Origin of the sequence: Chromobacterium piscinae (assembly GCF_021129175.1) — a bacterium.
GTDB lineage: Bacteria > Pseudomonadota > Gammaproteobacteria > Burkholderiales > Chromobacteriaceae > Chromobacterium > Chromobacterium piscinae.
Genome location: NZ_JAJOHV010000031.1, coordinates 43,897 through 69,492 on the forward strand (window position 1 = coordinate 43,897; position 25,596 = coordinate 69,492).

Below are 25,596 nucleotides of genomic sequence, written 5' to 3' on the forward strand. Positions count from 1 at the left end.
GGGACAACGGCGTCCTCTCCTGTTCAGATACGGAGAGGACGCCGTTTTGTTTTGACTATCTGCGCGCGGACTGAATCCGCCGTTCCTGCCGATGGCCTGGCCGCAAGCCGGCCGGGGGCGAGGGCGGGCCGCGCGCTGGGAGCGATCATGGACCGTAGCTTCTGGCAGTCCGGGCACCGGCCTACGCTGGCTTGCGCCTTTCTGTACTTCGACTTGAGCTTCATGGCCTGGTATCTGCTGGGGCCGTTGCAGGTGCCCATCGCCGCCGCGCTCGGGCTTTCCACCCAGCAACGCGGCCTGATGGTGGCCACGCCCATCCTGGCCGGCGCCTTGTTGCGGCCGCTGATGGGCGCGCTGGCGGACCGCATCGGCGCCAAGCGCGCCGGCTTGCTTGGCCAGATCGTCGTGATCGCCGCGTTGTTCGGCGGCTGGCTCGCCGATCTGTCCAGCTTAGGCGCGATGCTGGCGCTGGGCGCGCTGCTGGGCGTGGCTGGGGCTTCGTTCGCCGCCGCGCTGCCGTTGGCCTCGCGCTGGTATCCGCCGCAGCATCAGGGGGCAGCGATGGGCATCGCCGGGGCGGGCAATTCCGGCACCGTGCTGGCGGCCTTGTTCGCGCCGGCTCTGGCCATGGCTTACGGCTGGCAGAGCGTGTTCGGCCTGGCCTGTCTGCCGCTGTTGCTGACGCTAGTGGTTTTCGCCCTGTGCGCCAGGGAGGCGCCCGCCGTCGCGGCGCCGAAACGGTTGGCTGATTACCTGGCCGTGCTGAAGGAAAAGGACGCCTGGTGGTTCATGTTCTTCTACTCGATGACTTTCGGCGGCTTTTCCGGTTTCGCCGGCGCTTTGCCCGGCTATTTCCACGATCAATTCGGTTTCGACGCCAAAACCGCCGGCCTCTATACCGCCGCCTGCGTGTTTGCAGGCTCGGTGATGCGGCCCTTGGGCGGCATGCTGGCTGACAGGCTGGGCGGCACCCGCTCGCTGCTGGCGGTTTATCTGGCTTGCGCCTTGCTGATGGCCGCGGCCGCGCTCAATGCCGGCGGCGCGGGCGCGGCGCTGGCCCTGTTCGTGCTGGCCATGCTGTGCCTGGGCGCGGGCAACGGCGCGGTGTTCCAGCTGGTGCCGCAGCGTTTCGGCCGGGAACTGGGCGTGATGACCGGCCTGGTGGGCATGGCCGGCGGCGTGGGCGGCTTCACCCTGGCGGCGGGCCTGGGCGCGGTCAAGCAGGCCAGCGGCGACTACGCGCCCGGCTTGTGGCTGTTCGCCGGCCTGTGCCTGCTGGCCTGGCTCAGCCTGGCCGGGGTGCAGCGGCACTGGCGCGACAACTGGGCGGCCGCTGCCGCCCGCGTGTGAGGAGACGGACATGGACATGGCCGAACTGAAAGACCGGGCCCGGCAGCGGCTGGTGGTGGTGGGCAACGGCATGGCCGGCATCCGCGCGGTAGAGGAGCTGCTGGCGCTGGCGCCGGATCTCTACGACATCACGGTGTTCGGCGCAGAACCGCACCCTAACTACAACCGCATCCTGTTGTCGCCGGTGCTGGCGGGAGAGCAGGCGTTCGGCGACATCGTGCTGAATCCGCCGGAGTGGTACGCGGAGCGGAGCATCGCGTTGCATATGGGCAAGCGCGTCAGCGCCATCGACCGGGCTCGGCGCGAGGTGATGGCGGAAGACGGCGCCGTCGCCGGCTACGACAGGCTGCTGCTGGCCACCGGCTCCTCGCCGGTGATGCTGCCGATTCCGGGGCGCGAGCTGGATGGGGTGATCGGTTACCGCGACATCGCGGACACAGAGTACATGATGGAGGCCGCGGGCCAGAGGCGCGGCGCGGTGGTGATCGGCGGCGGCCTGCTGGGGCTGGAGGCCGCCAACGGCCTGAGGCTGCGCGGAATGGACGTCGCCGTCGTCCATCTGGCCGACTGGCTGCTGGAGCGCCAGCTGGACCGCCAGGCGGGCGAGCTGCTGCGCCGGGCGCTGGAGGCGCGAGGCATCCGTTTCCTGATGGGGCGGCAGACCGCCGCGTTGCTGGACGATGGCCAGGGCCGGGTGCGCGGCGTCCGCTTCAGCGACGGCGAGGAGATTCCGGCCGAGCTGGTGGTGATGGCGGTGGGCATCCGCCCCAACGCCGCATTGGCCGAGGCCGCTGGCCTGCATTGCAGCCGCGGCGTGGTGGTGGACGACACCTTGCAAACCTCGGACCCGCGCATCTACGCCGTCGGCGAGTGCGCCAGCCACCGCGGCGTGGCCTATGGGCTGGTGGCGCCGCTGTTCGAGCAGGCCAAGGTGTGCGCCAACCACTTGGCGCGGCTGGGCGTGGCCCGCTATGGCGGCTCGGTGCCGTCCACCAAGCTGAAGGTGACGGGAATCGACCTGTTCTCCGCCGGCGACTTCATGGGCGGCGACGGCTGCGAGGAGATCGTGCTGTCCGACCCGGCCGGCGGCGTCTACAAGAAGCTGGTGCTGCGCGGCGACAAGCTGGCCGGCGTCTGCCTGTACGGCGACACCAGCGACGGCGCCTGGTATTTCAAGCTGCTGCGCGAGGGCCGCAGCGTGGCCGATCTGCGCGACACGCTGATGTTCGGCGAGACGGCGATAGGCGATGCCGGCGTGCAGGGCCAGAGCCGCGCGGCGGCGATGAAGGACGAAGACGAGGTCTGCGGCTGCAACGGCGTGTGCAAGGGCGCCATCGTCAAGGCGATCCAGGACAAGGGCTTGTTCACGCTGGACGAGGTGAAGAAGCACACCAAGGCCGCCAGCTCCTGCGGCTCCTGCTCGGGGCTGGTCGAACAAGTGCTGATGAGCGTGGTCGGCTCCGGCTTCCAGGAAACGCCCAAGACCAAGGCGGTATGCGGCTGCACCGGCCACAGCCACGCCGAGCTTCGCCAGGCGATACGGGAGCACCATCTGCTGACCCATGCCGAGGTGTTCCATTTCCTGGAGTGGCGGACGCCAAACGGCTGCGCCAGCTGCCGGCCGGCGATCAACTACTATCTGCTGTCCACCTGGCCACACGAGGCGGTGGACGACCCGCAGAGCCGCTTCATCAACGAGCGGGCGCACGCCAACATCCAGAAGGACGGCACCTTCTCGGTGATTCCGCAAATGAAGGGCGGCGTCACCACCGCCGACGAGCTGCGCCGCATCGCCGACGTCGCCGACAAATATCGGGTGAAGATGCTGAAGGTCACCGGCGGCCAGCGCATCGATCTATTGGGGATCAAGAAGGAAGACCTGGTCGATGTCTGGCGCGATCTGGGCATGAATTCCGGCCACGGCTACGGCAAATCCATCCGCACGGTGAAAACCTGCGTCGGCAGCGAGTTTTGCCGCTTCGGCACCCAGAACAGCACCCAGATGGGCATAGATCTGGAAACCATGCTGGCCAATATGTGGAGCCCGCACAAGGTGAAGCTGGCGGTGTCCGGCTGCCCGCGCAACTGCGCCGAGGCCGGCATCAAGGACGTGGGCGTGATCGCGGTGGAGTCCGGCTGGGAGCTGTACGTGGGCGGCAACGGCGGCATCAAGACCGAGGTGGCGCAGTTCCTGTGCAAGGTGAAGACGGCGGAGGAGGTGAAGGAATACGGCGGCGCCTTCCTGCAGTTGTACCGCGAGGAGGCTTACTACCTGGATCGCACCGTCCACTACATCGCCCGCGTCGGCCTGGATTACATCAAGGCCCGCGTGGTGGACGACGCCGACAACCGCCGCGCGCTGCATCAGCGGCTGCTGTTTTCCCTGCAGGGCCTGCCCGATCCTTGGGCGGCGCGCGTCGCCGGCGCGCAGACGCGCGAGTTCATTCCCATCGCGGTCGAGGCCTGAGGAGAATCGAGATGAGCATGGAAAACTGGACCAGAGTCTGCGCGCTGGACGACATCCCGCGGCAAGGCAGCCGCGTGCTGGCGCGGGAGGACGGCGACATCGCGCTGTTCCGCACCCACGACGACCAGGTGTTCGCGCTGCTGGACCGTTGTCCGCACAAGGGCGGCCCGCTCAGCCAAGGCATGGTGCATGGCCGCGCGGTGGCCTGTCCGCTGCACGGCTGGAACATAGACCTGGCCAGCGGCGAGGCGCTGGCGCCGGACGCCGGCTGCGCCCGCCGTTTTGCCGCCCGGCTGGAAAGCGGCGCGGTGTGGCTGGCGCTGTAGCGGGGAGGGCGAGGCGATGGACAAGACGGAAACCCGATCCACCTGCTGCTATTGCGGCGTCGGCTGCGGCGTGTTGATAGAAAGCGAGAATGGCCGCATCACCGGCGTGCGCGGCGATCCGGAGCATCCGGCCAATTTCGGCCGGCTGTGCGGCAAGGGCCTGAGCCTGGCGGCCAGCGCAGCCAGCGACAGCGGCCGCGCCTTGTTTCCCGAAATGAGGCAGGACAGGGGCGAGCCGCGCCGGCGGGTGGCGTGGGATGAGGCGCTGGACGCGGCGTCGGACCGATTCGCCGACATCATCCGCCGCCACGGTCCGGACGCGGTGGCGTTTTACGCTTCCGGCCAGCTGCTGACCGAGGATTACTATCTGTTCAACAAACTGGCCAAGGGCGTGGCCGGCACCAATAACATCGACACCAATTCCCGGCTGTGCATGTCCAGCGCCGTCACCGCCTACAAGATGGCCTTCGGCGCGGACGGCCCGCCCACCTGTTACGAAGACCTGGAATCCGCCGGCTGCGTGCTGTTCGCCGGCAGCAATATGGCCTACGCTCATCCGGTGCTGTTCCGCCGGCTGGAAGACGCCAGGCGGGATTGGCCGGACGCGCGCTGGATCGTGGTCGATCCGCGCCGCACCGACACCGCCGCGATGGCCGACCTGCACCTGCAAATCCAGCCCGGCACCGACGTGGCGTTGTTCCACGGCATGCTGCACCACCTGATCTGGGAGGGGCTGATCGATGCCGGCTACATCGCCGCCCATACCGAGGGCTTCGACGCGCTCAAGCGCATGGTCCGCGACTACACGCCGAAGATGGCGGCGGAGATCTGCGGCGTGCGGGCCGAGGACATCGTCACCGCGGCGGAATGGTTCGGCCGCAGCCCGGCCAGCCTGTCGCTGTACTGCATGGGCCTGAACCAGTCCAGCCAGGGCACGGCCAAGAACCTGGCGCTGATCAATCTGCACCTGGCGACAGGCCAGATCGGCCGGCCCGGCGCCGGGCCGTTCTCGCTGACCGGCCAGCCCAATGCGATGGGCGGGCGCGAGGTGGGCGGCATGGCCACCATGCTGGCCGCGCACCGCGACATCGCCAACCCCGATCATCGGCGCGAAGTGGCCGCGCACTGGGGCGTGCCGGAGTCGAGGCTGTCTTCGCGCCCCGGTTTGCCTGCGGTGGCGATGTTCGAGGCGCTGGCGCGTGGCGAGATCAAGGCGGTATGGATAGTCTGCACCAATCCGGCCCACTCGCTGCCGGACCTGTCGATGGCGCGGCAGGCGCTGAGCCGCGCCGAGCTGGTGGTGGTGCAGGACGCTTTTGCCGCCACCGACACCACCGCTTTCGCCGACATCCTGCTGCCGGCGGCCAGCTGGGGCGAGAAAGAGGGCACGGTCACCAATTCCGAGCGCCGCGTCAGCCGGGTGCGGGCAGCCGCGCCGCCGCCGGGCGAGGCGAAGCCGGACGGCTGGATCGCCGCCGAGTTCGGCCGGAGGCTGGCGGCGCGCCTGCATCCGTATGAAGCCGACCATTTCGCCTATGCCGATGCCCGGCAGGTGTTCGACGAACACCGCGCGCTGACCGTGGGCCGGGATCTGGACATGGGCGGGCTGGATTACGCTCTGCTGGAAGCGAGGGGGCCGCAGCAATGGCCGCTGTTCGCTGGCCAGGCAGAGGGCCAGGCGAGGCGCTACGTCGACGGCGTCTTCGCCACCGACGACGGCAAGGCGCGTTTCCACGCGATCGACTACCGGCCGCCGGCCGACAAGATATCGGCCCACTATCCGTTTCGATTGATCACCGGCCGTCTGCGCGATCAGTGGCACGGCATGAGCCGCACCGGGCGCGTGCCCGGCCTGTTCTCCCATAGTCCGGAGCCGGAGCTGCGCATGCATCCGGAAGACGCTGAGCGGCGGAATCTGCGCGACGGCGATCTGGTGCGCGTCGCCAGCAAGCGCGGGCAGTGGGTGTTGCCGCTGCAGACCGACGGCGACCTGACGCGCGGCTGCGTGTTCGCCGCCATGCACTGGAGCCGCCAGTTCCTCAACAGCGGCGGCAGCAACGAGGCGACCGCTTCGGCAGTCGACGGGCTATCGTTCCAGCCGGAACTGAAGCACGCGGCGGTGAAGGTGGAAAGGGCCGATCTGCCCTGGCGGGTGCTGGCTGCGCTGCGCCATCCGGATTTGCCGGCGCTGCAGGCGGAATTGACGCCGTTGCTGGGGGAGATGGGCTATGCGGCGATTTCGCTGGCGGCGGGAAATGTCTTGCTGCTGCGCGCAGCCGATTCCGCGGCCAGGCCGGATTGGCTGGCGCGCTTGCTGGACGCGCTGGCGCTGCGCCCGGGGCCGGATGTGCTGGAGTACCGTGACGACGGGCGAGGCGTGCTCAAGCATGTGGCTTGGGATGCCGACAAGCTGGCGGGATTGGTTTTCGCCGGCGGCGGGCTGGCGGACCGCGACGCAGGCGAGCGCTTGCTGCAGCGGCTGTTGGACGGCGAGTTGTGGCAGGGGCCGCGGCTCGCCGCGTTTTCGCCGGGCCGCACCGGGGCCGCCAAGCGGGACCGCATCGTGTGCCAGTGCAAACAGGTGGGCGAGGCCGCCATTCTGGACAGGCTTGAGCGGGGACAGGATCTGATGGCGCTGAAGGCCGAACTGGGCTGCGGAACCGTTTGCGGCGCCTGCGCGCCGGAGTTGGCGCGGATGGCGGCCGGGCTTGCGCAAAACACTTAGCGGGAGGATGCGCGGCGGGGCATGGCAGCTGGAGGGCGGCTGCGGCGTCTTGTTCCAACGCAAATGAGTTCCGTATTTTTACTGACCGGAGGTCCAGAGGCGGTGCCAGGGGATGCGCGCTATATATCTAGCGGCGTTGTGAAAATGCCATTCGATTATAACGTTAAGAAAGGAATTCCATGGCATCCGCAGCAAATGCAGGTCAGCTTGGCAACCTCCCCGGCGTTACTTCCATGGGCATGGGTTATGACGTGAATGGTTTGTACGCCAGCCCGGAAAGCCTGCTTGGCCAACCCTTGTTCGATTTCGGCGGCGAGCTGGACACCATCGAAATCGAGGGCCGCAGCTACACCTTTCCCCGCTGCATGCATGTACACACCTATTTCCACTCCGACTTCAAACAGGATGTCAGCAAGGAAATCGAAGAATATCGGGAGAAAATGAGCCAGCATGTGGGCGTGTCCGGCCGTTACAAGCTGTTCAGCGCTTCGCTGAGCGTGGATTTCACCACCACGGACCAGCAGCTAACCGAGATCACCTACAGCTCCACCCGCGAAGCCCATGTGCTGTGGTACATCAGCCTGCCCGGCGCGGCCACGCTGCGTTCGATGCTGCGCCGCGACTTCCGCGACGATCTGAACAATCCCAAGATGCCGGCCATGGAGCTGTTCAAGCGCTATGGTCCCTACTACATATCGGAAGCGGCAGTGGGCGGCCGGCTGGACTACAGCGCGGCCAGCAAGACCTTGAAGATGGACAGCAGCCAGTCGCTGTCCACCACCGCCGAAATGTCCTACAAGGCGCTGGTGGGCGAGATCAAGATCGAGCATGGCTCGGAAATGGAAAAGCAGGTCAACAGCTTCCGCAGCAACTCCACCATCCGTCTCACCGCCACCGGCGGCAAACCGGGCATGACCGATCGCATACTGCACGGCCCGGATTCGCAGCAGGCGTTCTCGCAATGGGCGGAATCGCTGCTCGACTATGCGACGCTGATGGATTTCTCCACCGAAAGCCTGCAACCGATCTGGGCGCTGGCCGACAAACCCGAGCGCCGCGTCGAGCTTGAGGATGCCTTCCCTGAATTCATGAAGCAGTCGCAGCAGTCCATCCCCAAGGTGGACAAGGTGCTGCTGATGGATGCGCGGCCGCCGATGGTGAAGGCTGGGGAGGACAGCGGCTCCGGCGCGTCGGAAGATCTGGCGGTATTCAATCCCAGCACCTCCAACGGCTACAAGATGGTTGGCCAGTTCGGCCAGCGCAACCATGCCAGCGTGGCGGATGGCCATGCGCCGATTTTCAAGGATCTGTTCGATCTGGGCGTGCTGAAGGCGCCGGTGGGTTGGCAGCGGGTGTGGGACGACGCCGGCTCCGGCAAGTCCAAGGACTACGCGTGCTGGCGCGCGATTCCGCCGCAGGGCTACCGCGCGCTGGGCGACGTGATGATGTTGGCCACCAGCGGCTATAACCCGCCGAATCTGCCCGACTATGTTTGCGTGCATCAAAGCCTGTGCGCGGATGTGCAGACGCTGCAAAACCGGGTGTGGTGGGACAAGGGCACCGGCGCGCGCAAGGATGTCAGCCTGTGGCAACCTGGTTCGGCCGGGGCTGTGGCGTCGTCTTGCTTTGTCGGCGTGCCGAACTACAACAACCCGCCCAACTCCGGCGACCTCGAGCGTCTGCGCGGCAGCATCGCATGCGTGAAGACCAGCGCGATCGCGTCCACGCAGGAGATGAAGTCCATGCTCAGCCAACATCAGGGCATGGAGGAACTGGCGGCCAAGCTCTGATCCCCGTCTGACGCGGTAAAAAAAAACAAGGCTGCCATTTGGCAGCCTTGTTTTTTTGTTCCACCGTCTGCGACAGGCAGGGCGGGATCAGTTGAATCGGTAGTCCACCGTCACGCCGACCGTGCGCGGGGCACCGACTACGCCCAGATTGTTGCTGCGGGACGCGATCTGGGAATACAGCACACCGCGGTTGGTCAGGTTGTTGACGTAGGCGCGCAGCCCCCAGCGGGCATCCTCGTAGCCTGTGTTCAGGTTGACCACGGTGTAGTCGCCGGCTTTCAGGTTAGGATCGTTGGTGATTTCCGAATAATAGGACCCGACGCGGTTCAGGCTGCCGCCAACATAGAAGTTATGCGGCAGGCGCTGTTTGAAGCCTAGATTGATGGTCGTGTGCGGCGCATAGTTGAACTGGTTGCCTAGAATGCCGGGGTGGGCTGCATCGGTTGCGGTCACCTTGGTGTTGAGCAAACCAAGACCGGCGCTGATCGTCAGCATTGATGTCACCCGGGCCTTACCCTCCAGCTCTAGACCGTAGCTTTCGCCCTTGGGGATATTGGTAAAGCGAGAGCTGCCGTTCGTCTGCTGCATCGCCTGGTAGCCAGTGTATTGGTTGAAGAAGGCATTGGCGTTGAGGCTGACCCGGTTGTCCAAGAAGGTCGAGCGGCTGCTCAGTTCATAGGCTGTGACCTCTTCCTTGTTGTAGGTGTAGTACACATAGTTGTCGTCAAGACCAGAGCCTCCGGCGTTGTAGCCCTTACGAGCTGTCAGCCCCAGCGTGGTGTCCTGACTGTAGCGATAGCTTAAGCCTGCCTTGGGCAGGAACAAAGTTTCGCCCATATTGTAGTTCGCCTGGCTTTGCCCCCCGACGTCCGGGTTAAACGCGGTGTTGCGGCGCTGCATTTCACGTTCGATGCGGCCGCCCAGATTTAAACTCCATTTGTCGCTGAGTGCCAAGGTGGTTTCGCCGTAGAGCGCCGCTGTCTTGAGACGATCCTTGGCCAATAGGTTGGGGAACCGGAAAGTGTGCAGGTTTTGGTCACGATCGTAGTAGTAGACACCCATCATCCCGCTAAGCCAGCCGTTCTGCGGCGCATAGGCCAACCGTGCCTCGACGGTATTGCTTTTCTCGTCCAAACGCATGTTCAGCGGAGGAGTGTCGGTATCCTTGAATGTGCTGACGTTGTCCGAATGACCTAGCAGCAGGTGGGCGGTCCAGGCATCGTTGAACTGGTATTGCAGATCGGTGCTAACAGTGTTATTGAACGAATCCTGATAGCGTGCCTGGGTGGATAAGCGATGGTATTGGTAGTCGAAGTAGTTGCCATCGACATAGTTCAGGTACTCGCCTCTGTCCTTGCGATGGGACACGGTCAGCTTGGCGGTGAGGCCTGGCAGCGCGCTGGGCTTCCACAGCAATTTGCCGCGGTAGCTGCTGTGATTGATCTGAGATCCATCCCAAGGCATTTGGCCCGGGTAGTCGATGAAACCGTGTCCGTTCAGACCTTCCGCGGTCAGGCGGAAGGCCAGTTCGTCGGTGATCGGGCCGGAGATCATGCCAGCCAGCGTCACTTTTCCATCCCTGTTCTCATAACCGGCGCGCAGCGCGCCCTCCCAGTCGAAGGTCGGGTCCTTGGTGTTGACCACGATGGCGCCGGCCATGGTGTTGCGGCCTTGGGTGGTGGACTGCGGGCCGCGCAGCACTTCAATCTGCTCCACGTCCCATGGGCTGGCGTCGACGTAGCGCTGGCCGTTCCAGCTTTCCGACATGCCGTCCACCGTGGTGCTGACGCGCGGGCGGGAGCCGGAGACCAGCGTGTTGTAGCCGGTGCCGGGACCGGTGCCTTCCACGCCGCGGATATTGACGATGCCGGCGCCGTTGAGCGAGGCGTTGGGCGTTGCGGCCGCCGCGTCATAGACCGATTTGATCTCGCCAGTGTCGGCGTCGTGCAGCACCGTAACTGCGGTGGTGGTGTCTTTCAGCGAACGGTTAATCTTCTCGCCGGTGACGGTCACTGTGGGCAGGGCGGCGTCTTGTTGGTCGGCCGGAGCCGCCAGCGCGGAGTGGGGCAGCGCCATGCCTCCCAGGCAGGCCAGGGCCAGCAGGGTGGCGTGGGCCAGGGTGTCGCGCTTGCGGTGCGGGAGTTTTTCCATCGTTCCAGATTCCTCATTGTGGTTATTGTCAGATTGACCGGGGGCGGTTCTGCGGCGTCGTCTGGCTGGCGAGGAATCGTTGGCTAATGCGGCGGACGGAACTGTGGGGCCGGTGCTGACCCGTTGAGATCGTTGCGATCAACAGATACGAATGATAATATTTATCATTAACAATATGCAATAACTTAACGCGAATTGAATTGGCCGGCAGCGGCCGCATTCATTGCGCGGCCTGGATCGGTGGAGAGCGTTGTGGAATTGAATCAAGTGGCAGTGGAAAGCGCGGCTTGGCTGCAACATCCGGAAGCGGGCGAACCGCAATGGTGGGACCGGCAGGCCTCCGCGGGCGCGCCGCTGCGCGAGCGGCTGCCGGACGGGCGCGTATGCGTGACTTTCTTGTGGCGAGATCCGGCCGGCGGTCCTGCAGCCTCGTCCATCGTCCGCGTGTACGCCGACGTCAACTCTGTCACCGACCACCACAGCCCGCAGCCGCAATCGTTGTCCCGCCTGGGCGATACCGATGTCTGGTGGTGGCAGGCGGTGTTGCCGGCTGATTGGCGCGGCAGTTACGCCTATATCCCGGCAGCGGCCGGACAGACGCCTCCCGTTCCCGGCGACGATGCCCGCGAAAGCCGGCTGCGGCACCGCGAATGGTGGCTGAGCATCATGGCCCAGGCCATCGCCGATCCGCTCAACCCCGCCGCCGGCTACCGCAGCAGCTGGGGCGCCAGCTTGTCGCCGCTGCATCTGCCCGACGCGCCGGACCAGTCCGCCTGGACTGCCTGGGACAAAACCGGGAAGGGGGCCGACCCGGGCCGCCTGACGGAGATCCGCTGGGACAGCGCCATGCTCGGCAAGGCGCGACGGGTCTGGATCTACCACACTGGCGCGGTTTCTGTCGGACAATGGGCCGAGAGGCCGCTGGCGATCCTGCTGGACGGCCAGCATTGGGCGCAGCGCCTGCCGGTGTTCGCCGCGCTGGACGAGGACACCCGCCGCGGCCGTTTGCCGCCCGCGGTGTACTTGCTGGTGGACAGCATCGACGGCAAGCACCGCGAGGAAGACCTGCCCTGCAACGCCGAATTCTGGCGGGCCTTGCAAAAGGAACTGCTGCCCCAGGCGGCGCTGATCGCGCCGTTCAGCGGCCGGGCCGATTGCACCGTGGTGGCCGGGCAGAGCTATGGCGGCCTGGCGGCGATGTTCGCCGGGCTCAACTGGCCGGACCGTTTCGGCTGCGTGCTCAGCCAGTCCGGCTCGTTCTGGTGGCCGAGCGTGGAATTGCATGAAAAGGCGCGCGCGGCGAGCGCCCGGCGTCTGCCGGGCAGCAAGGGCCGCTTGACCGAGCAGCTGGAGGCCGGCGAGACGCCGCCCGGACGGCTGCGCGTGTTCCAGGAGGTGGGCAGCCGCGAGGAGGTGATGGTGGACGTCAACGACAGCCATCGCGCGGCGCTGGAGGGCGCCGGGCACGACGTGCATTACCAGATATTCGAGGGAGGGCATGATTGGCTGTGCTGGCGCGGCGGTTTGTTGCAAGGGCTGGGCTGTCTGTGGCGGCCCTGGGTCGCCCCCTAAAACAAACCAGAATCGTCCGAAGGCGGGCTAGGCCCGCCTGCAGGCCGGCTCGCCTTGCTGGAGTGTTCGCCATGAGCGCGGAGCAAACCAACCCTTTCGATGACGAAAGCCTTTCCTTTCTCGTCCTGGTAAATCACCAGGACCAGCACAGCCTGTGGCCGTCGCAACTCGCGTCGCCCTCGGGCTGGCGCGCCGTATTCGGCCCGGCCGGCCGCGGCGCGTGCGTTTCCTATCTCGACGCCAACTGGACCGACATCCGCCCGCGATCGCTGCGCAGCGGTTAAGGCCGCCGGTTCCTCATCTTCGCATCGTCTCGCCCATGCCTCAGGCCTGGGCGCGGCCGGCTGCGCGCCGGCCGTTCCGATTACCCGCATCCGGGGAAGCATCGTGTTGAGCATTGAAACAAAATCCTCCGCCGTCGAGCGCGAGCTGCCGCTGTTCGGCTCGCAATTGGGCATCTGGCTAGCGGACCAGATCGTCGAACAAAAGAACACCTACACCGTCGCCCATTGCGTCGAACTGGACGGCGCGATAGACGCCGAGCGGCTGCGCCAGTCCATTCGCCTGGGCCTGGCCGAGGCCGACACCGTCGTCGCCCAGTACCTGGAAACGCCGGACGGCGCGGCGCAGCTTCTGCGGCAAGGGCTGAGCGCCGAGAACCTGCCTCTTCCAGAAATCCATGACCTGAGCGCCGAGGCCGATCCGGAAAGCCTGGCTCGGCTGTGGATGCGCGAAGACTTGTCCGCGGATCTACCTGCCGACGGCGAGCGGCCGCTGTATCTGCACCGCCTGTTCAAGCTGGCTGGCGGCGCCGGCGAGCGCTGGTTCTGGTATCAGCGTTACCACCATGTTTGCGTCGACGGCTACAGCTTCGCCGCGCTGACCCGCCGCATCTCCGACCTCTACCAGGCGCTGGGCCGCGGGGAAGCGCCGTCGCCGTCGCCATTCGTTTCTTTCGCCGATGTCGCGGCCGAGCGCGACGCCTACCTGGCTAGCCCGCGCTGCGAGGAAGACCGCGCGTTCTGGCGCGACTACGCTGCCGCGCTGCCGTCTCCATCCACCTTGTCCGCGCGCGACGCGCTGGCAGGCGACGGCGCGGCCAATGTCGACGTGCTGCGGCGGCGGTTTGAAATCGCCGGAGGAACGGCGGCGCCGCAGGCCATGGCGGCCGTTTTCGCCTACCTGGCCAGGATGGGCGGCAAGAGCCGGGTGGCGATCGGCATGCCTTTCATGCGTCGCATGGGGTCGGCGGCGCTGCGGGCCGTGGGCCCGGTGGTCAACGTGCTGCCGGTGGCGCTGGACGTCAGCGACGGCGACGAGCTGGCTACGCTGGCGCGGCGGCTGGCCGATGAATTGAAGCGGGTGCGCCGCCATGAGCGCTACGACGCCGAGCAGATCCAGCGCGACAGCGGCATGGTCGGCTCCCGCCGCGCGCTATACGGCGCGACGCTGAACCTGAAGATCTATGACCAATCTCTGCGGCTGGGCGAGGTGGCGGGCGTCACGCTGCCGCTGGCGGTGGGACCGATCGACGACATCGAATTCGGCCTCTGGCAGCAGGGCGAGGCGCTGGTGGTGGAGCTGAGCGCCAATCCGGCGCGCTACGACGCGGCGGAGCTGGAATGGCATGCGTGGCGGCTGCGCGGCTTCATCGCCGCCTTGGCCGGCGGCGCGACGGTGGACGAAGCGCCCTTGCACAGCGCGGCGGAGCGAATGGTGCTGGACGAATGGTCGCAAGGCCCGCGCATCAGCGCGCCGGCCGGCGTGCGTACCGCGCTGGACGTGTTCCTGCAAAGCGCCGCGCAATATGAAAACGAAACCGCGCTGGCGTGCGGGAGCGAACGGCTGAGCTATGGAGAGCTATCGGCCCGCGTCGCCCAGCTGGCGCGCGAGCTGCTCTCGCGCGGCATCGGCGACGGCAGCGTGGTCGGCGTCGCCGTACCCCGCAGTGTCGACACCGTGGTGGCGATACTGGGCACGCTGGCGGCCGGCGCAGCCTTCCTGCCGCTGGATCTGGATTATCCGCCGGAGCGGCTGGCGATGATGTGCGAGGATGCCGGGCCGGCGCTGCTGCTGACCCGCTCCGACGTCCGCGACCGGTTGCCTGAACTGCCGGCGCTGTGCCTCGACGATGGCGAGATCCGCGCGCGGTTGGCCGTCCGTGCCGACCAGCCGCTGGACGATGCGGAACGGCTGCGGCCGCTGGATGGCGACCGGCTGGCCTACATGATCTACACCTCCGGCTCCACCGGCAAACCGAAAGGCGTGATGATCGCCCACGCCAGCTTCCTCAATCTGCTGCTGAGCCAGCAGACTGGACTGTTTGGCGACTTCGTCCGTTCCCGCGGCCGCCGCGTGCGCACGATGCAGACCGCCTCGCTGTCCTTCGATGGCGCGCTGGAGCAGCTGTTCTGGCTCTTCATGGGCCAGGAAGTGCATCTGTGCGACGAGGAGCTGCGCCGCGACGCCCAGCAGCTGGTGGAACTGGCGCGCCGCGAACGCATCGACGAGATGGACGTGCCGCCGTCGCTGCTGCGGCAGATGCTGGACTGCGGCCTGATGGACGACGGCCACTGGCAGCCCGGCATGGTGATGGTGGGCGGCGAGGCGGTGCCGCCGGCGCTGTGGAAGGAGATGCGCGGCTACTCGCAGCTGCATTTCCATAATTTCTACGGCCCGACCGAATACACGATCTCGGCGCTGGGCGCGCCGGGTACCATCGCCGAAGAGCCGGTGGTGGGGCGGCCTGTGGCCAATACCCGCGCGCTGGTGCTGGACGCCGCGCTGCGCCCGGTGGCCATAGGCGTGGCCGGCGAGCTGTACCTAGCCGGCGCCGGCCTGGGCCTGGGTTATCTGAACCGCCCGTCCTTGACCGCGGCCCGCTTCGTCGCCAGCCCCTTCGGCGACGGCGAACTGATGTACCGCACTGGCGACCTGGTGCGCTGGAACGCCCGCGGCCAGATGGACTTCATCGGCCGTGTCGATCATCAGGTCAAGGTGCGCGGCTTCCGCATCGAGATGGGCGAGGTGGAGCACGCGCTGGCCAGCCTGCCCGGCGTCAACGCCGCCGTGGTGCTGGCCGAGGCGGTGGGCGGCAGCCACCGCCTGATTGCCTATTGCACGATGGCCGACGACGGCCGCCACGAGGAGGCCGGCCTGTCCGCCGCCTTGCTGGCGCAAGTGGCCGAAACGCTGCCCGACTACATGATGCCGTCGGCGCTGGCGGTGCTGCCGGAATGGCCAGTCAACATCAACGGCAAGATAGACCGCAAGCAACTGGCGGCCATGGACGACGCGCTGGCCGGCGATGCGCCCCAGGCCGCCGAGGCCACGCCGCTGGAGCGGCAGATCATGGAAGTGTGGAGCCAGGTGCTGGGCCGCATGCCGGAAGGACCGCACGCCAACTTCTTCGCGCTGGGCGGCAAGTCGCTGCAGGCGATACAGGCCGCCAATCGGCTGGCCCAGTTGCTGCAGCGCGAAGTCGCCGTATCGGCGCTGTTCAGCTACAACACCGTCGCCGCGCTGGCGCAGGCGCTGAGCGCGCCGGCCGCCCACCGGCCGCCATCAGCCAGCCAGGGCGGCGAATTCGCGCCGCTGCTGACCATCCAGCCGGGCAAGCTGCCGGCGCTGTTCTGCCTGCACCCGGCGGAAGGCCTGTCCTGGTGCTACCTGGGACTGGCGCGCCACCTGCCGGACACCGCCATCTACGGCCTGCAGGCCGCCGGCATCCAGGGCGAGCTGCCCGCCAGCTTCGACGCGATGGTAGCCGACTACATCGCCCGCATGCGCGCCGTCCAGCCGCATGGCCCGTACCGGCTGCTGGGCTGGTCGCTGGGCGGCGCGCTGGCGCAGGCGATGGCCGCAGCGCTCGCCGACGCCGGCGAAGCCGTTGAGCTGCTGGCGCTGATGGACAGCTACCCGGTCAGCAGCTGGCAAGGCCGGCCCGAGCCGACCCTGCACGACGCGCTGGTGACCGTGCTCAGCGTCAACGGCGAGGTGGACGCCGACGCCGATGGCCTGCCGCTGGACAACGACGCCATCTACCAGCGCCTGCTGCGCGCCGGCAGCCCGCTGGCGCCGCTGGGCCGCGCCGCGCTGGAAAAGCTGGGCCAAGCCTCGCTGCACGGCATGCGGCTGTTCCGCGATAGCCGCACGCCGGCCTATGCGGGCGATATGCTGCTGTTCCGCGCCGGCCGCCATCCCGGCGACGCGCCGGCGCCGGCCGACTGGCAACCGCATCTGCAAGGCCGGCTGGACTGCGTGGAACTGGATTGCGACCACTTCGGCATGAGCGATCCGGAACCGATGCGCCGCATCGGCGAGGAACTGTCGCGCCGGCTGAGCCGCGCCTGAAGCCCCGCGCCCGGCGCGCGCACTCTCGCGCCGGGCTTCTCCCCTCACCTGCGTCAGCAAAATGGATTTTATTTTCCATCCAGGCCCGATTGCGCAATTTTTCGATATTCCCAAGGCATGAACAGGGGTATTCGGCGATTGACAGGCGATTACTTTGAATATACATTGAACGATAATTATTATCATTATCATCGGAGTTAAGCCATGCACACCCAGTCGGCCACGACCGGCAGCGCCGAAGACGGCGAGTTTTATTTCATGTCGTCCCACCGCAGCCTGAAGGCCGGCGGTGTACATGCGCGCATCCACACCCCCGCCCGCGGCGCGCTCGATCCGGACAGCGTGTTCTCCCGCGAAGTGGCGGAAGCCTTCGCCCGCGCCCGCGCCGACGGCATCGCCTCTCCGGTGCTGATGGGCGCCATCCCCTTCGATATCGACCAGCCCTCCGAACTGTTCATCCCCGCCCGCCACGTCTTCTTCGACCGCCAAGAGCGCTTGCAGGCCGCCACCCAGTGCGCCGGCGACGGCGGCAAGGTGGTCGGCTCGCGCAGCATCCCGGACGAACAAGGCTTCAAGGCCGCCGTCAGCCAGGCCATCGAACAATTCAGCCATGGCGAAATCCACAAAGCGGTGCTGTCCCGCGTGCTGGAGGTGGACTTCGACCGCCCGGTGTCGGCGGAACGCGTGTTCGACGCCGTGTGCGCGCAAAATCCCAACGGCTACCAGTTCCAGCTGCCGCTGGCCGACGGCGGCCGCCTGGTGGGCGTCAGCCCCGAGCTGCTGCTGCAGAAGGAAGGCGCGCGCGTGCGCACCTTCCCGCTGGCCGGCTCCGCGAAGCGCCAGAGCGACCCGGCGGCCGACGCTGCCGCCAGCGCCAGGCTGCTGGACTCGTCCAAGGACCATTACGAGCACAGCCTGGTCATCGACGACATCCAGAGCGTGCTGGGCCCCTATTGCGCCGAGCTGTCCATCCCGTCCGCGCCGTCGCTGCTGGGCACCCGCGCGATGTGGCACCTGGGCTCGCAGATAGATGGCGTGCTCGCCGACGCCTCGCTGCCGATTCTGCAGTTGGCCTGCCGCCTGCACCCGACGCCGGCGATCTGCGGCTTCCCCACCCAGGCTTCCCGCCAGCTGATCCGCGAAATCGAGCCGTTCGAGCGCGGCGTGTTCAGCGGCATCGTCGGCTGGTGCGACGAGCACGGCAACGGCGAATGGGCTGTGACCATACGCTGCGCCACCGTGGCCGATACCCGCGTGCGGTTGTTCGCCGGCGCCGGCATCGTCGCCGCGTCCACCCCGGAATCGGAATGGGCGGAAACCCAGGCCAAGCTGGGCACTATGCTGGGCGCCTTCGGCCTGTCCGGCCAGGAGGCGGCGGCATGAGCGTAGCCTTCACCCGCTGGCCCGACGATCTGGCGGCGCGCTACCGCGCCGCCGGCTATTGGAATGACCAGCCGATGACCGAGATGCTGGCGCGGCAATGCCGCGAGCGTCCCGACGCGCCGGCTGTGCTGTGCGGCGAGCGCGAGATCAGCTACGCCGAGCTGGACCGCCGCTCCGACAACCTGGCCGCCTGGCTGCTGGCGCGCGGCGTGGCCCGCCACGACACCGCGCTGGTGCAGCTGCCCAACGTCGCCGAGTTCTACATCGCGCTGTTCGCGCTGTTCAAGATCGGCGCCGCCCCGGTCAACGCGCTGTTCAGCCACCAGAAGCTGGAGCTTTCGGCCTACGCCCGCCAGATCCAGCCCAAGCTGCTGATCGCCGACCGCCGCCATCCGCTGTTCGGCGACGACGCGATGGCGGACGAGCTGGCCGCCATCTCGCCGGCGCTGAGCGTGCGCTTGTTCGCCAACGACGAACTGGAAGCCGTGCTGGAGCGAGACTGCGGCGGCGTGCCGGACCAAGCCGGCCCCAGCGCCGCCGACGAAGTGGCGTTCTTCCAGCTGTCCGGCGGCAGCACCGGCACGCCCAAGCTGATTCCGCGCACCCACAACGATTACTTCTACAGCGTGCGCCGCAGCGCCGAGATCTGCGAACTCGGCCCGCACACCCGCTTCCTGTGCGCGCTGCCGGCGCCGCACAACTTCCCGCTCAGCTCGCCGGGCGCGCTCGGCGTGTTCCATGCCGGCGGCGCGGTGGTCTTGGCGCCCAATCCGGAAGCGCTGGCCTGCTTCGCGCTGGTGGAGCGCCACCAGGTGGACATCGCCGCGCTGGTGCCGCCGGCTGTCGCGCTGTGGCTGCAAGCCGCGCCCGGCCGCGAGGCCCAGCTGAAGAGCCTGAAACTGCTGCAAGTCGGCGGCGCCAGCTTCGCCGAAGCCACCGCCCGCCAGGTGCCGGAAGTGCTGGGCTGCAAGCTGCAACAAGTGTTCGGCATGGCCGAAGGCCTGGTCAACTACACCCGGCTCGACGACGGCGACGACATCGTCTATGGCTGCCAGGGCCGGCCGATGAGCGACGCCGACGAGGTGAAGGTGGTGGACGAAGCCGGCCACCCGGTGCCGCTTGGCGCGCCGGGCATGCTGGCCACCCGCGGCCCCTATACCTTCCGCGGCTACTACCTGGCCCCGGAACACAATGCCCGCGTATTCGACAACGAAGGCTTCTATTACTCGGGCGATGTGGTGGTAGCCGACGAGCGCGGCTACCTGCGCGTGGTCGGCCGGGTGAAAGACCAGATCAACCGCGGCGGCGAGAAGATCGCCGCCGAGGAAATCGAACACCTGCTGCTGCAACACCCGCAAGTGGCCCAGGCCGCGCTGGTGGCGATGCCAGACGCGATGCTGGGCGAGAAGAGCTGCGCCTACGTGGTGGCGCATGAGGACGGACTGAAATCGGTGGCGCTGCGCCGCTTCCTGCGCGAACAGGGCGTGGCCGACTACAAACTGCCCGACCGTTTCGAACTGGTGGACACCCTGCCGCTGACCCACGTCGGCAAAATAGACAAACAAGCGCTGCGCGGCATGCTGGCCGCCGCGGCCGGAGCCTGAACACAATGAGCATTCCCAAGCTTAACGCCTACCCGCTGCCGCAAGCGGCCGACTTCCCCGCCAACAAGACCGCCTGGCGCGTGGAGCCGCAGCGCGCCGCGCTGCTGATCCACGACATGCAGCGCTACTTCCTGGCCTTCTACGGCGAGGACAGCGCGCTGGTGAACGAACTGGTTTCCAAGGTGGAGGCGCTGCGCCGCTGGGCCGACAGCCACGGCGTGCCGGTGATCTATACCGCGCAGCCCACCGAGCAGAAACCGGAAGACCGCGCGCTGCTGAACGATATGTGGGGCCCGGGCCTCACCACCGCCGATCCGGCGGTGCAGGTGGTGACGCCGCGGCTTGCGCCGCGCGAGCAGGACACCGTGCTGGTCAAATGGCGCTACAGCGCCTTCCAGCGCAGCGATCTGCAGGAAAAAATGCAAGCCTGGGGACGCGACCAGCTGGTGATCTGCGGCGTCTACGCCCACATCGGCTGCATGATGACCGCCTGCGACGCCTTCATGCGCGACATCCAGGCCTTCATGGTCGGCGACGCGGTGGCGGACTTCAGCGAGGAAGAGCACAAGATGGCGCTGCGCTACGTGGCCACCCGCTGCGGCGCGGTGATCGCGCAGTCCGACCTGGCGGTTTCCGGCGACGACGCCGCGCTGACACGCGAATGGCTGAAGGCCCAGGTGCTGACGGTGCTGGAAGACGGCGACGACAGCCTGGCAGGCGACGACAACCTACTGGACTACGGCCTGGACTCCATCCGCGTGATGGAGCTGGTGGCGCAATGGCAGAAGCTGGGCCTGGAAATCGGCTTTGAAGATCTGGCCCAAGACCTGACGCTGGACGGCTGGTGGGCCGCCATCCAGGCCAAGCTGCCGCAGGAGGCCTGATCATGGTCGGACTGGATTTCACCGGCCGATGCGTGTGGGTGACCGGCGCGGCCCAGGGCATAGGCCAGGAAGTGGCGCGCCGCTTCGTCGAGGCCGGCGCGCGTGTCGTGGCGCTGGACCTGCAGTTCGAACAACCGGCCGCCCATTGCGGCGTCATGCGCGAGCTGCCGCTGGACATCCGCGACGCCGACGCCGTGGCCGCGTTGTGCCGCCGCCTGGCCGAGGAGGACGCGCTGCCGGACGTGCTGGTCAATGCCGCCGGCGTGCTGCGCCTGGGCGCGTTCGACGCGCTGTCGGTCGACGACTGGCAGCAATGCCTGGCCGTCAACGTCAGCGGCCCGTTCTACCTGCTGCGCGCGCTGATGCCGCACTTCAAGGCGCGCCGCGCCGGGGCCATCGTCAACGTCGCCTCCAACGCCGCCCACGTGCCGCGCATCGACATGGCCGCTTACGGCGCGTCCAAGGCTGCGATGGCCAGCCTCAGCCACAACGCCGCGCTGGAGCTGGCGCCGTACGGCGTGCGCTGCAACGTGGTGTCGCCCGGCTCCACCGACACGCCGATGCTGCGCGGCATGTGGCAGGACGAACACGGCGCCGCCCGCACCATCGCCGGCAAGCCGGAAGCGTTCCGCCTGGGCATCCCGCTGGGCAAGCTGGCCACGCCGGCCGACGTCGCCGGCGCGGTGCTGTACCTGGCTTCCGACCTGGCCGGCCACGTCACGATGCAGGACATCGTGGTGGACGGCGGCGCCACCCTGGCCGCCTGAACATGCGGACCGCGCGGCGGGGAGAGGCTGGACGCGCCGTCGGCGCGCGGCCGCCCTGTCGCCGACACCGGGGCCGCGCGCCGGCCCTGCCGCAAACGACGGGCTGAATCCGCTGCTCGTTTGCGGATCATCCTGTGGAGAACATCATGACTACGCTTGCAAGGCCGGAACCCGGCCTACTCGCGCCCGAACACGGCCACGCGCCGCCGTCCAGCCAGGCCGACTACCGCTCGATGGCCAGCCCCGCCGAACTGCTGCGCAGCCTGCCGGCCAGCCCGCGCGCCAGCGCCTCGGTCCACGCCGGCCGCGACGCGGTGAAACGCGTGCTGAGCGGCGACGACCCGCGCTGGCTGGTGGTGGTGGGGCCCTGCTCCATCCACGACCCGCGCGCCGGCCTGGACTACGCCGCCCGGCTGGCGGAACTGGCAGCCGAGCTGAACGACACGCTGCTGATCGTGATGCGCGCCTATTTCGAAAAGCCGCGCACCAGCGTGGGCTGGAAAGGCCTGATCAACGACCCCTACATGGACGACAGCTACTGCGTGGACGAGGGCATGCACATCGCCCGCCGCTTCCTGCTGGCCGCCGCCGAACTGGGCCTGCCGCTGGCCGGCGAGGCGCTGGACCCGATGTCGCCGCTGTATCTGGCCGACCTCTATAGCTGGATGGCGATCGGCGCGCGCACCACCGAATCTCAGATCCACCGCGAGCTGGCCTCGGCGCTGGACAGCGCCGTCGGCTTCAAGAACAGCACAGACGGCACGCTGGACGCGGCGATCAACGCCATCGTTTCCGCCAGCGCGCCGCACGCCTATCTGGGCATGGGCAAGGATGGCCGGGTGGCGGTGGTGAACAGCCGCGGCAACCCGCACTGCCACCTGGTGCTGCGCGGCGGCGGCGGACGGCCCAACTATGACTCGGTGAGCATTGCGCTGGCCGAGCAGGCGATGAAGAAGCACGACATTCCGCCGGCCATCATGGTGGACTGCGCGCACGCCAACTCGTGGAAGCAGCACACGCAGCAGCCGCGCGTGCTGGCCGACGCGGTATCCCAGATCCGCCACGGCAACCGCAGCATCCGCGCCTTCATGCTGGAAAGCTTCATCGAACCCGGCAACCAGTCCATCCCGGCCGATCTGGCCCAGCTGCGCTACGGCTGCTCGGTGACCGATCCCTGCGTAGACTGGGACACCACCGCCGACATCCTGCGCGACGCCCGCGCCAAGCTGCGGCCGCTGCTGGCCGGCTGAGTCCGCCCTCCGCCAACAGCGCCCGGGCCGGAAACACGCCGGCCCCGGGCGCAGGCCGGACAGCCGCTCACTCTCCGCCAAGCTTGCGCCGGGCATCGACGAAGCTTTCGCGCCTGACGCCGCTCACTTCTTTTTCCCACAGCGGATTCAAGGGCAGATGGTAGCCGCTGTCCTTGGCCTGCTTCACCAGCTCCGCCAGTTCCTCCTTGTTCGCGATCACGCAGATTTCGTCGAAGCGGCCGATCTTGGCCGGCAAGGCGAAAGTGGCCGGATAGTTCGCGTCCGGGTCCGTCGCCGGGCTGCCCGAGTCGGCATTGTGATGCACCACGCGCTCGCCATCGCCCACCAGGGCCTGGTTGATGACGGGAATCATGTCGCGGATGCGCGCCGAGGCATTGCCGATTTCCGCATCCTCGCGGCGGTAAAAGCTCTTGGGATTCAGATAAGCGTCCAGCAGGCCGACATTGGCCGGAATCCCGCGGTAATGGTCGATCCGCTCGCGGAAGACCTGATGCGCGACGTCCGGCACCGGCAGATTGTCCTGTGGACCGACATCGCTCAAATGCGGGCCGATCACCAGCAAGTCGTAATCGGCGGTGAGGGGTTTGGCATCGGCGTTGGGAGCCAGCACCTCAATCGGCGCGCCATCGTGGCGGATTTCATACGCCTCCTCGCCGCCGGGCTGGCGCGCCGCCTCGAAGACATATTCCTTTCCGCTGGGCGCTTTCGCGGTGAACGTGCGCGCGCCTTCGGCGTTTTCCCGCGACAGATTGTCCAGCACGCCGGCCTGCAGCAGGCTGGACAAGCGCGAGCCGGAAATCGTCAACGGCACCGCCGCCGCGTCGCCGTCGCGGATGCACTGCCGGGTTTGGGAATTGAATTTGGCGATGCGGTCGGCCGAGGCGTTTTCCAGCTTGCTGAAGCGCTGATCGACGCAGATCAAGCCGGCCTGCGCGCCCCAGGACGCGCTTTTGCCCTTGATGTGAAACCCCTTGGTGGGATGCCCGGTTTCGATCAGCTCGGTGGCCAGCCTATCCACCGGCCGGATGCCGATGATGCAGTTATGGTCGCGCGCGACCTGCTGCAGCGGAATCAGGTGCGAGGCGACCATCCCGGTTTTGTCCTTCACCGCCTCAACCAGCCGTCCCAAGCCCAGCGGCTCGCCGCTTGCGCCCGGCAGTTGGTTCGAAATGGAATCCAGCTGGGATTGGCCGACATTGCCCGGCGTGATCGCCGCGCGATTGAATTGAATGGTCATGTGGTTTGGACTCGCAAATTGCCGACAACTCGATGGGACATGGCGCGCGCCGCCTGCCTCCCAACTTGTTCGGGGACCGTCGCGCGCCAGCGGAGATAATGGCGGCCAACATATCAGCCGGCGCGGGAAACGGCTTTCAGAAAACCGCATATCATTCGGTTTTTGACACAACAATGCCACGCGGGCCGGCTATTCCAGGCTGCGGTCGCGCAGCTCCGCCACCGCGGCCTCCAACTGCGCCTTCTGTTCGGTATCGCCGAAGCAATCCTCGGGCAATAGCTGCGCCAGCCGGCCAAGGGCGTGGGCCAGCCGATACTGCTGCTCGGGCTCCACCGGCGGCAGCGCCTCCGCCACGCTGTCCGCGTTCACCCATACCTGTTCCAGCAGCGACACCACGCCGCGCAGCAGGGTTTCGCCATCCAGAGCCGGTAAGGCGAGCGCCGCAGCGGCCTGGTCGCAATGGGCCTCCAGGCCCAGGATGCGCAACAGCTGCCGGAGGTCGCCGATCACCGCGGCCAGATGGCTGCCGACGATGGCCTGGCCGCTGGCCGACAGCTCGTAGGACAGCACCCGCAGCATGGTGCGCAGCTTGCGTTGCCGCCCATCCCGCTCGCCCAGCGACGCCAGCCATTGCGACAGCTTCTGCCGGGACGCGCCGGCGCGGTGGTAAAGCCGCAGCAGCTCTTGGCGCAAGGCCGGCGTCGTCGCGCCGTATTCCAGCGCGCCGAACAAAGACAAGGCCAGGGTGTCGTCGGCGGTCAACGCCGCCAGCGCCTCTTCCATGCGGCGGCGCAACCTGGCGTCCGGCCTGCCCTTGGCCAGCCAGGCGGCCAGCTGCAGGGCCATGCGGCCCGGGTCCGGAGTCTGCGCCTGCATCGCGGCCAGCAAGTGCGGCGCGCGCTGCCAGTCCTGCGGGCCGCTCAGCAGGCTGTCCAGATCGGCGGCCTCCACGGCGGCCAGCTCCGCCACCAGCTTCTGCGCCAGCACCCGGCCGCGCGCGCCGTCCTGGCCGATGCCGCCGCGCCGGTTGTCGCGCAGGCGCCCGCCCAGGGCGAAACCCAGGTCTTCCTGGGTCTCGGTCAGCGCGTCGCTCTGAAACTCAAGCAGCTCCGCCTGTGCCAGCGCCAGCACAGACTCCGCCGCCGGCGGCCTGCCCATCGGCTGGGCGGCGATGCCGTCATCCACCCCGCCCAGCGCCGTTCCCGCCGTCACCTGATCCAGCCTAAGCATGGGCCGCCTCCCGGGCATCGCCCCTCAGTTGCTCCAGCACCCGCGCCTGATGCGCGGGCGTGTCCAGGTGGATGCGCACCAAGCCGTTGTCCAGCCTGGCCTGCCCGACGGACAGCGCGGCGTCGGCCAGCACGGCCACCTCCGGCACATCGGCGTAGGCCTGCTCCGCCGCCCTCAACGCTTGCGGCGCGACATGCAGATTGACGCTGCCGCGCGGCAGCAGCCGCGCCACCTGGCGCTCCACCCGGCGCAGCAACAGCTCGCTTTGATCACAGTTTCCCAACAATGCCTCCAGCACTCCGGCGGTGATGCCGCGCCAGCGCAGGGCCAACTGGCGCGCGATCAAGCCTTCCATTTCCTGTTCGCAGCACAGCCAGCGCACCGCGTCGGCCACCGCCTCTTCCCGCGCCAGGACCGCCTGGCGCTCGCCCTCGCGCCTGGCGGCCTCGCGCAGCGCGTCCGCGTCGAGCCGGGCCTGTTCCAGTT

General features: G+C 67.6%; 17 protein-coding genes. 13 read left to right on the forward strand and 4 right to left on the reverse strand.

Annotated elements, in window-relative coordinates; translation table 11 throughout:
* The first annotated feature begins 147 nt into the window (after positions 1-147).
* The 5 genes from LQR33_RS10685 to LQR33_RS10705 all read left to right on the forward strand — a co-directional run bounded on the left by LQR33_RS10685 (position 148) and on the right by LQR33_RS10705 (position 8,658).
* On the forward strand, positions 148-1,350 hold the full coding sequence (locus tag LQR33_RS10685) for a nitrate/nitrite transporter (RefSeq protein ID WP_231468862.1): 1,203 nt from the start codon (positions 148-150) through the stop codon (positions 1,348-1,350).
* Positions 1,351-1,360: 10 nt separating this feature from the next.
* On the forward strand, positions 1,361-3,817 hold the full coding sequence (gene nirB, locus LQR33_RS10690) for a nitrite reductase large subunit NirB (protein ID WP_231468864.1): 2,457 nt from the start codon (positions 1,361-1,363) through the stop codon (positions 3,815-3,817).
* 11 nt (positions 3,818-3,828) lie between these two features.
* Complete coding sequence (nirD, locus tag LQR33_RS10695) at positions 3,829-4,143, forward strand: nitrite reductase small subunit NirD (RefSeq protein ID WP_166440600.1); 315 nt, start codon at positions 3,829-3,831, stop codon at positions 4,141-4,143.
* A 16-nt stretch (positions 4,144-4,159) separates the two neighbouring features.
* Positions 4,160-6,868 carry a nitrate reductase gene (locus LQR33_RS10700; protein ID WP_231468866.1) on the forward strand — a complete coding sequence of 903 codons (2,709 nt, stop codon included), beginning with the start codon at positions 4,160-4,162 and terminating at the stop codon, positions 6,866-6,868.
* A 233-nt stretch (positions 6,869-7,101) separates the two neighbouring features.
* Positions 7,102-8,658 carry an MAC/perforin domain-containing protein gene (locus LQR33_RS10705; RefSeq protein WP_231468868.1) on the forward strand — a complete coding sequence of 519 codons (1,557 nt, stop codon included), beginning with the start codon at positions 7,102-7,104 and terminating at the stop codon, positions 8,656-8,658.
* 87 nt (positions 8,659-8,745) lie between these two features.
* On the opposite strand, the gene LQR33_RS10710 is transcribed toward LQR33_RS10705, so the two are convergent.
* On the reverse strand, positions 8,746-10,809 hold the full coding sequence (locus tag LQR33_RS10710) for a TonB-dependent receptor (protein WP_231468870.1): 2,064 nt from the start codon (positions 10,807-10,809) through the stop codon (positions 8,746-8,748).
* A 252-nt stretch (positions 10,810-11,061) separates the two neighbouring features.
* Between LQR33_RS10710 and fes the strand changes: the two genes are divergently transcribed.
* The 8 genes from fes (at position 11,062) to LQR33_RS10750 (ending at position 22,622) form a co-directional block, all read left to right on the forward strand.
* Positions 11,062-12,381 carry an enterochelin esterase gene (gene fes, locus LQR33_RS10715; protein WP_231468872.1) on the forward strand — a complete coding sequence of 440 codons (1,320 nt, stop codon included), beginning with the start codon at positions 11,062-11,064 and terminating at the stop codon, positions 12,379-12,381.
* 71 nt (positions 12,382-12,452) lie between these two features.
* The gene (locus tag LQR33_RS10720; protein ID WP_166440596.1) at positions 12,453-12,665 is read left to right on the forward strand and encodes an MbtH family protein; all 213 of its coding nucleotides are present in this window, start codon (positions 12,453-12,455) and stop codon (positions 12,663-12,665) included.
* A 106-nt stretch (positions 12,666-12,771) separates the two neighbouring features.
* On the forward strand, positions 12,772-16,734 hold the full coding sequence (locus LQR33_RS10725) for a non-ribosomal peptide synthetase (protein WP_231468874.1): 3,963 nt from the start codon (positions 12,772-12,774) through the stop codon (positions 16,732-16,734).
* Positions 16,735-16,938: 204 nt separating this feature from the next.
* Positions 16,939-18,117, forward strand: coding sequence for an isochorismate synthase (locus LQR33_RS10730; RefSeq protein ID WP_231468876.1), 1,179 nt, complete (start codon positions 16,939-16,941; stop codon positions 18,115-18,117).
* Positions 18,114-19,721 (forward strand): (2,3-dihydroxybenzoyl)adenylate synthase, encoded by a 1,608-nt coding sequence (locus LQR33_RS10735; RefSeq protein ID WP_221665103.1) that lies wholly within the window; start codon positions 18,114-18,116, stop codon positions 19,719-19,721. The genes LQR33_RS10730 and LQR33_RS10735 overlap by 4 nt, the downstream gene beginning before the upstream one ends.
* A gap of 5 nt (positions 19,722-19,726) precedes the next feature.
* Complete coding sequence (locus tag LQR33_RS10740) at positions 19,727-20,605, forward strand: isochorismatase (protein WP_231468877.1); 879 nt, start codon at positions 19,727-19,729, stop codon at positions 20,603-20,605.
* A 2-nt stretch (positions 20,606-20,607) separates the two neighbouring features.
* Positions 20,608-21,372 carry a 2,3-dihydro-2,3-dihydroxybenzoate dehydrogenase gene (gene dhbA / locus LQR33_RS10745; protein ID WP_231468880.1) on the forward strand — a complete coding sequence of 255 codons (765 nt, stop codon included), beginning with the start codon at positions 20,608-20,610 and terminating at the stop codon, positions 21,370-21,372.
* Between the two features lie 146 nt (positions 21,373-21,518).
* A complete protein-coding gene (locus LQR33_RS10750) occupies positions 21,519-22,622 on the forward strand; it encodes a 3-deoxy-7-phosphoheptulonate synthase (RefSeq protein WP_231468882.1) in 1,104 nt (367 codons plus the stop codon).
* 67 nt (positions 22,623-22,689) lie between these two features.
* Here the strand turns inward: LQR33_RS10750 and LQR33_RS10755 are convergent, their stop codons facing one another.
* The 3 genes from LQR33_RS10755 to LQR33_RS10765 all read right to left on the reverse strand — a co-directional run.
* A complete protein-coding gene (locus tag LQR33_RS10755) occupies positions 22,690-23,880 on the reverse strand; it encodes a CyaA/EF/ExoY family adenylyl cyclase toxin (protein WP_231468884.1) in 1,191 nt (396 codons plus the stop codon).
* Between the two features lie 189 nt (positions 23,881-24,069).
* Positions 24,070-25,110, reverse strand: a complete 1,041-nt coding sequence (locus tag LQR33_RS10760; RefSeq protein WP_221665107.1) for a TyeA family type III secretion system gatekeeper subunit — start codon at positions 25,108-25,110, stop codon at positions 24,070-24,072.
* The coding region (locus LQR33_RS10765; RefSeq protein WP_231468886.1) for a hypothetical protein at positions 25,103-25,596 on the reverse strand (494 nt) is incomplete at its 5' end. The genes LQR33_RS10765 and LQR33_RS10760, both read right to left, overlap by 8 nt.